The sequence below is a fragment of the Actinacidiphila sp. bgisy160 genome, assembly GCF_057707815.1.
The window spans coordinates 1-7,349 of sequence record NZ_JBYIQW010000105.1 but is presented as its reverse complement, the minus strand read 5'-3'; the positions used below and the strand labels follow the sequence as shown (position 1 = coordinate 7,349).

Genomic DNA, 7,349 nt, shown 5'->3' with positions numbered 1-7,349 from the left:
TGCCGGCCCTTCGGGCCTGACTAGGCTTCCGCTTCGCTTCAGCCTAGTTTATGGCGCTAACGCGCCTTCAGGGTCAGGTCCGCTTCGCGTCCCTGACGGACCTTCGGCTTCGCCTTCGGTCCTCTGCGGCCCGCTGGCGCGGGCCGAGCTGGCTACAGTGCGGGGGTTGGCGGGTGACTGGGTCTCAGGTTGGTCTCTCTGGCTACATGGAGTACAGGTGCTTCCTTCCCCTAAAAATTTCTGAGAATCCGAATTCTCCTCTCCTCCCTACCGGCGCGGGGGAGCCTCTAGCCATCTTGTGTTTAGCGTGAGAGAACGTCAGCTACCGCTCGCGGCAAGGGGCTCCCCTAGAAGGGCCGAGCGTAGGGGTGATCCTTCACCCGGTCGTAGATTCTGCGCAGCCACGGCTGCCGAACGGCGGGGAGCCGCGCCAACGTGTAGAGGAAAACTCCCCAGTCGGGCCGAAACACGCTCCATGGATGCATCGGCAGTGGGTCGTCGCGGATGACACCGGCGGGCAGTCCACCTGCTGCGGGCACGGGCAGCCTTTCCTGGTGGAAGGCCAGGTGTGTCCACACGTCGGCAGGCAGGGGCACCGTCCTCGCACTGCTGGACGGCTGCCACGCTTCCCCTGTCCGCGGATGCTGCGGAACGAGCAGGATGTCGAGAGCAGGCCCCGGAGTAAGCAGGCCTGGGCCGGCCAACGCCGCCGTCTTCGCTGGCGGCTCCTGCGGGAGCAGGGTGTCGAGGGTGCGGCGGAGGGTTTCCGCGGCCAGGCCGTCGGGGACGGTCACGGGTGTGCCGTCCGAGGCTGCCAGGAGGTGGGCCAGCGCTACGCCGGCTGCCGCGGCCCATTGCGGGCTCCAGGCGCCGGAGGGGCCGACCGGCGGGGTGGGATGCACCTCGGTGGCCAGCGCTTGCCAGTCTGCTGCCTGGGGTGCGGGGTCACCGGTGGGGATGCGGCGTACGGCGCGCGGGGCGAACCGCACGGCCTGCCAGAGTGAGCAGTCGTCGATGCGGGTCGCCACGGGCTGTCCGCAGTGCTCGCAGGCGAGGTTCGGGCCGTCGCGCCCGTCGAGCCCGCAGCAGTAGCCGTCGCATCGCTCCGGGATCAGGACGGTGCCGCGGGTGTCACCGGGCGCGACGACGATCGTTCCCGGGTCGCCGAAGGGCAGCGAGTCCACCGGGGCGAACACCCCACGGGCTGCCGCTTCGTCTTCGTCGACCTCGTTCCAGCTTCGCCATGGAGGCCCGAACGGCTCCGGGTCGACTGCGTACGACCCCGCCTCCATGAGCACCGGCAGCAGGCCGTGTCCCCAGGTCTGGCGGGCATGGGCGGGAAGTGCGACCTGTGACAGCGGGGTGCTCAGCACGGCGTCGCACGTCGCACACGCGAACACCGTCATGCACCTCCCCCGCCCTGGACATGCGGAGTATCCCGGCTCCGCGATCACCAGCCAACAGCTTTTCCACCACCGCGAAACCGACCAAACGAACGGCTCCTCGTCGGCGCGCGAATCAGTCGGACGGTTATGCGAACTGGATGACGGGGGTGGTGTCATCGGTCCAGTCGCCGTCGAACAGGGAGGCGATCAGCGTGGCGTGGTCGGCCGGGAGCTGTCCGGAGCAATGCTTGGTGTGGCCTTGGCGAGCCAAGGGCTGATCTTGACGGTGTCTCCGTCGACGAGGATCTCCTCGCGGGCCGTGGGGGGCCGGCCTTCCCGGGCGATGAACAACTCCAGAAGCTGAACGGTCTGGGCGAAGGTCCGGCGGGCCCTGGAGGGCGCCTTCAGGGGGTTCGTGGCCGGCGTCAAGCCGAGGTCGGCCAGGAGCTGCCGCTGGCCGGATCGAGGTCGAGGAGTACCACCGAAACGTCCTGCATCGATGCCGCGCCATGCCAACCTATAGCGCCACGAAGTGCCAGGACATCAGGTCGGCAGACGCAGGTCACCGCACTATGCCAGCGATCTGATGCTGACTCAGTGATGACGCTCCCCCACTGCATCGGGTCACAACTGACACTCAGATGACGACGCCCACCTGGCACTCCCCCGCAGACCATCACCGCACCGCCGGAAGCACCACACCGGCGTGCAGACCCAAGGAGAACCGCCGTGATCCCCGCCGGCCGCACCGCAATCTTTGCCAACGGCATCGCCGAGCTCGCCAACCGCAAGCGCTGTCGCCCGCCCTCGCCAGCGAGCTGCCCGACCCGATCAGCCGCCCCGGCGCCCGCACGCGGTACTGGGACAAGGCCCAGATAAGGGCACACCTCGTCGGCAAGGACGTCCCCACCCTGCCCGCCGACGAGTCCCCCAGGGGGATCTCCTGGACCGCGAGGAGGCCCGCGAGGAGCTGGTCAAGCTCGGCATCGACCTCAAGCCGGAGGCCTGGCGCGCGTACATCAACCACGGCTACGCCCCGAAGGCCGACAAGACCATCGAGGGCGTCGCCCCTGGTACCGCAGCACCATCCACGCCTGGCCCGACAGCCGCCCCGGCGAGCGCGCCGACGCCGGCCGTCCCAAGGGCAGCAAGGAGTCCACCCCCCGCACGCCCGAGACCGACGCCCGCCTCGCCCGCGCGCAACAGCGCCTCGAGCGCGTCCGCGCCATGGTCGAAGCCGCGCCCGGGATCAGCTCCGGCCAGATCGCCGAGGCAGAGAACATCTCCGAGCGGCAAGCGCAGCGCATCCTCGCGCAGCTGAGCAAGTAGCGGGGCCATGGGTGGGTACCCGGCAGGTCGACGACAGCCGGGGTCTGGCGCGGGTGAGCATGCCTGTGTCGAGGCCTTGACCCATTGCCGGCGGTCACAAGACGTGGCGTGGGTGCCTGCTCACATCTGGTGGCGCAAGTCCGCGCAGCAGGGGTCGTGGCGGCGGTGTCGCTGGGGAAGCTACCTGGGTGCCTTCGGCGAACGCTGGCGCTGGCGCTGGCCGGGATTGTTTGTTGTCTGATTTGGAGAACCATCCGGATTGTCAGCGCTACGCTCAATTGGGAAGCTTCGGGGGGCGGGGCATGCGTTCGCGACCGGCAAGAGTGTACGGATTGATTGCTTTCCTGCTCGTTGCGCTATGCGTCACGGGGTGTGCGACAGCACCACAGCCGCAGCCGGATCGAAGACCCAGCATTCCCAGCGCACCTGAGTCGGGCGGGGGAACTGGCGCGGGATCGGCGTTGCCTACTCCTGGCGAGACACAGCGGTCCTACGGGGGCGATCCAGTCCCTGCAGCCAGCCCTCCGCAGACGGGACCGATGCAGGACAACAACGGTTTGTCCCTCAACCCGACCAACAGCGCCCCGGTGGAGTGTCCTGATGGCCAGGTGCCGAGTTGGCCAGATCACGAACCTACTGACGGCAGCGACCCCGAAGCCGTCTGTGTACCGGCTGACTCTGTGGATGGCCCCTCTGACGGCGCTGAGCCGTCCCCTACGGCTCCGCTTCCCACGGATGCCTCCCCGACGGCGGATGCGCCCCAGGATGAGGGCCAGTGAGCACCCGCCGGCAGCGGCGCCAGCGGCGCCGGGCTTACACGTTCCACGCCACCAGGCGGATTCGGACACTGGCGCCACGGCCCGAGTCTCCTCCCGCGACGTCAGCAACGCAGCTGGCCAACGGCATCATCGCGCAGGCCTCCTTCTTCGCCGCCGTCATGTTCTACCTCGGCGTGATCTACGCCAACGCCTACTACTCCTACTTCCATGTGAGCATCTTCGCGCTCGGCTTTGGCTTCGGTGAGCTCGTGATTCACAGCCTCGGGCTCATCCGGGCGCCCGTCGTCATCATCTGCGTACTCGCTGTCCTCCTGGCCCGGGGGCCCAGCCTTCTGCCCACGACGCTGCTGCCCCCCAGATTCGCGGCTGCTGCTGGCCGCGCGTTCGGCGTTGTTGCCAGAGCCCACGTCTGGATCGTCCTCGCTGGCATCGCCCTGGTGATCGCCTGGCAGGCGATACAGCCGTTCCGCTGGCTCGCACCCGTCACCATCGCTGCCGGATTCCTCATCGGCCAGAGCACGGCAGCAAACAGCGGGCGACGTCCCCAAGGACTGCGCGACAGGGCCGTCCCCACCTTCACAGCCGCAGTGTTCCTTCTCTGGGCGGCAACGCTCATGGCCGGCCAACTGGGAGTGCAGGACGCCCAAAACGACGCCAGAAACCTCTTGAGCAGGACGGCGGTGGCGCTCTACTCCACGGACCGCCTCAGCATCACCGGCCCATCGGTACAGGTAGTGGATCTGGGCAAAGAGTTTCGCTTCCGCTACCGGTACACAGGCCTGCGCCAGCTGGTCGAGCGGGGAGGCAGGTTCTACCTTCTGCCAGTCGGCTGGGATCGGCGCGTGGACGCCATCTACCTCATCCAGCAGAGCGACACCATCAGGGTCGAGTTGATGCCGGGCACCCAGCCCGGCTGAAAGGCGATCTCACCGCCGTTGATTATCGGCGCGTCACAGTAGCCGACTGGCTGACGGGAAGGGCTCCTGGCGCCGCCGGCTTGTCACACCCGCGGGTGGGGAATCGGAGCGCGCAGGTCGGTCCCATTCCTGAGCACGGACGAGCCCCATCAGGCCGGGCAGCTCCTCATCAGCAGGCGAACTGCCGGGCGGTCAGGCGAACTCGCTGACGGGGGTGGTGTCGTCGGTCCAGTCGCCGTCGAACAGGGAGGCGATCAGCGTGGCGTGGTCGGCCGGGAGCTGGCCGGCGCGGTGCTTGGTGCGGGCCTTGGCGAGCCAAGGGCCGATCTTGACGGTGTCTCCGTCGACGCGGATCTCCTCGCGGGCGGTGGGGGGCCGCCCTTCCCGGGCGATGAACAGCTCGAGGAGCTGGACAGTCTGGGCGAACGTCCGGCGGGCCTTGGAGGGCGCCTTCAGGGGGTTGGTGGCCGGCGTCAGGCCGAGGTCGGCCAGGAGCTGCTGCTGGCCGGGGGCGAGGGTGGTGAAGGTGGTGAGCTGGCGGTGGAGCCAGCGGCCGATCTTGACCGTGCCGATGACGATGTCGATGTGGAGGTCGCCGGGGTTGTGGCCGGCGGCGAGGTGGGCGCGGAGCAGGTGGTATTTGCGGTGCCAGTCGGGGCCGTGGGGCAGGCGCCAGTGGGCGTCGATGGCGGCGAGGTCGGCGGCGCGGGCCGGGTCGAGGCGGCCGTTGGCGGCCAGCGAACGCTGTTCGGCGAGGAAAGTGCCGCCGGGGGCGGTGACGGGGATGGCGAGGTGTCCGTGCGCAGCGTGGTAGTCGGCGGCGGTGGTGAGCTGGGCACGCCAGGTGGCGTCGTGTTTGTCCCAGATCATGTCGAGGGCGTCGAGTTCGGCGATCCAGGCGGCGTCGGCGGGGTCGTGGGGGTTGAGGCGGCCGGTGCGGCGGGCGTCGCGCATGCCGGTGATGAAGACGCCCAGGTTGTAGCCGGTGGGGTCGGTGTAGTCGGCGGGGACGTCGAGGTGGCCGTGGTCGTCGTGGAAGGCCTGGGCGGAGGCGAGGCCTTCGCGGCGGGGGCGGGATTCGGCGGCGCGGGGGTCGAAGGAGACCAGGTCCATGGCCCGGGCGATGCGTTCGGGCTGGACGGTGAAATCGAAGTGCCAGCGGTGCGCGATCAGCTCGCGGGTCTCTCGGGGGAGGCGGTTGGCCTTGTTCGGGAGACGCTCGGCGATGCGGTGGTCGTGGCTGGCCAACGCGGTGGCGATCGCCCAGACCGGCTCGTAGGGGGTGCCGAGGATGTCGAGGGCGTTGGCGGCGGGTGGGATGTAGGCGGGGATGACCAGGCTGGCGACCTTGCCAGCGTCGGCGGGCTGGCGCAAGGCGCGGCCGAGGGCCTGGACGACGCGAATGACGCTGCGGGAGACATCGGCGAAGACGACCGCGTCGACGCTGGGAATGTCGACGCCCTCCGCGACGACCTTCGCGTTCGCCATGATCGCGCACGGGGCCTGGGCGAAACGAGCGAAGACCTCGGCACGCTCGGAGGGGGTGTGGTCACCGTCGACGTACAGCGTCAGCGGGTCGAGGTCCGGGCACAGCCCGGGAGCAGTGGTGCGCAGCAGGCGCAGGGTGTGGCCGAGCTCGCGAGTGAACCGCTTCGCATCGGCGACGAGCTGGAAATACACCAGGACCCGCTTCAGGCCGTGTGCGGCCATCGTCTTCAGCACGGCCAGATACAGGGCCGTGGTACGCAGCGCATCCCCACCCCCGGCCCCAGAGGCGAGGCCGGGGGCGGTCGCCGTGGTGGGGAGATTCAGGCGGGTGCGCAGCTCCTCGTCGCTGATGGTCGGCACGATCACCCGGTAGTCCGCCAGCACCCCGTCGGCAACCGCCTGGGCGAGCGGATACTCGAAGATCTTCTTGCCGTAGACCGGCTCGGAATCCATCGAGTTCGCCGACGCCTCCAGGTCCGGTTCCGCGGCCCGGCGGCGGCGCGGACGGCGCACGTCCGCGGACTCCGCCAGATCCGGACCACCGAAAATGCGTGGAGTGGCCGTCATGTACAGGCGGCGGTCCGCGCGGATTCGGGCGTTGTCGTTGACGGCCGCCCACTTCTTGTCCGCACGGCCGGCGATGCGGTGCGCCTCGTCCATGACCGCCAGATCGAACGGCGGCACGCTGCGGCCGATGCGCTGCGCCGCCTCGACCTTGTCCAGGGAGTCATAGGTACAGAACACCGTCACCGCCCGCAGGACCCCAGTGCCGACCGCCGACAGCACCGCGGCGAGGCCTGCGGCGTCCCCGGTGGAGCCGACATTCGCCTCCGCCAGACCTGGGTGCGCCCGGGTGTCCATCGAACACACCGCCACCATCGCCTCAGCCCGGCCATCTCTGCGCCAGGCCAGAGCGGTCTGCGCGATCAGATCGAGCGTCGGCACCACCACCAAAGTGAGCTGTGATCCGAGCGTGCCCGCCAGACGGATGCCGACCAGCGTCTTGCCCGTCCCGCACGCCGAGACGTACAGGCCGCGGGTGCCCGGCCGGCGCAGATACCGCACCGCACGGTCGTGGCCAGCCTGCTGATCCACGCGCAACACAACCTGCCCGGCAACGGGACCAAGGACGGCGGAGGTGCTAGTGCTCATAGACGGTATTCTCCCCGGCCCGCTGTTCACCACGGGTTGTAACGGCCCCAAAATTCCTCTGCCTCCAGTCAGGCACAGTGATGCACGATAAGCGGATGGCCGAGGAAAGATTCTTCAACGATGATCCTGTCGACGGGAGCTCCGCCGCTCCTGACCTGCTGGGGCGCTGGCAGTTCGCCCAGCACGCCGTCGAACTCCTCCATCAGGTGCGCGCGCAGAGCGAGTCCGGAGTCCTCGCACTCATCGGACCCTGGGGCTCTGGTAAATCGTCTGTCCTGCAGATGGCGATCCAGCACCTT

General features: G+C 69.0%; 5 protein-coding genes. 2 read left to right on the top strand and 3 right to left on the bottom strand.

Going from position 1 to position 7,349, the window contains the following annotated elements:
• Positions 1-347: 347 nt before the first annotated feature.
• Complete coding sequence (locus AC3EUJ_RS36680; protein ID WP_431969257.1) at positions 348-1,406, bottom strand: hypothetical protein; 1,059 nt, start codon at positions 1,404-1,406, stop codon at positions 348-350.
• 124 nt (positions 1,407-1,530) lie between these two features.
• The gene (locus AC3EUJ_RS36675; protein ID WP_431969255.1) at positions 1,531-1,656 is read right to left on the bottom strand and encodes a hypothetical protein; all 126 of its coding nucleotides are present in this window, start codon (positions 1,654-1,656) and stop codon (positions 1,531-1,533) included.
• A gap of 1,833 nt (positions 1,657-3,489) precedes the next feature.
• Here AC3EUJ_RS36675 and AC3EUJ_RS36670 point away from each other — a divergent pair.
• On the top strand, positions 3,490-4,410 hold the full coding sequence (locus tag AC3EUJ_RS36670; RefSeq protein ID WP_431969253.1) for a hypothetical protein: 921 nt from the start codon (positions 3,490-3,492) through the stop codon (positions 4,408-4,410).
• A gap of 192 nt (positions 4,411-4,602) precedes the next feature.
• Here AC3EUJ_RS36670 and AC3EUJ_RS36665 read toward each other — a convergent pair whose 3' ends face one another.
• Positions 4,603-6,993: a helicase associated domain-containing protein gene (locus AC3EUJ_RS36665; RefSeq protein WP_431969251.1), complete on the bottom strand. Its 2,391-nt coding sequence runs from the start codon at positions 6,991-6,993 to the stop codon at positions 4,603-4,605.
• Positions 6,994-7,145: 152 nt separating this feature from the next.
• On the opposite strand from AC3EUJ_RS36665, the gene AC3EUJ_RS36660 reads away from it, so the two are divergent.
• Positions 7,146-7,349, top strand: a 204-nt coding sequence (locus tag AC3EUJ_RS36660) for a P-loop NTPase fold protein (protein ID WP_431969249.1), incomplete at its 3' end; no start/stop codon positions are given.

What these genes read in the sequence shown, in the direction of transcription:
- AC3EUJ_RS36680 (WP_431969257.1), bottom strand. Translation starts at nt 1,406, where the DNA reads ATGACGGTGTTCGCGTGTGCGACGTGCGACGCCGTGCTGAGCACCCCG.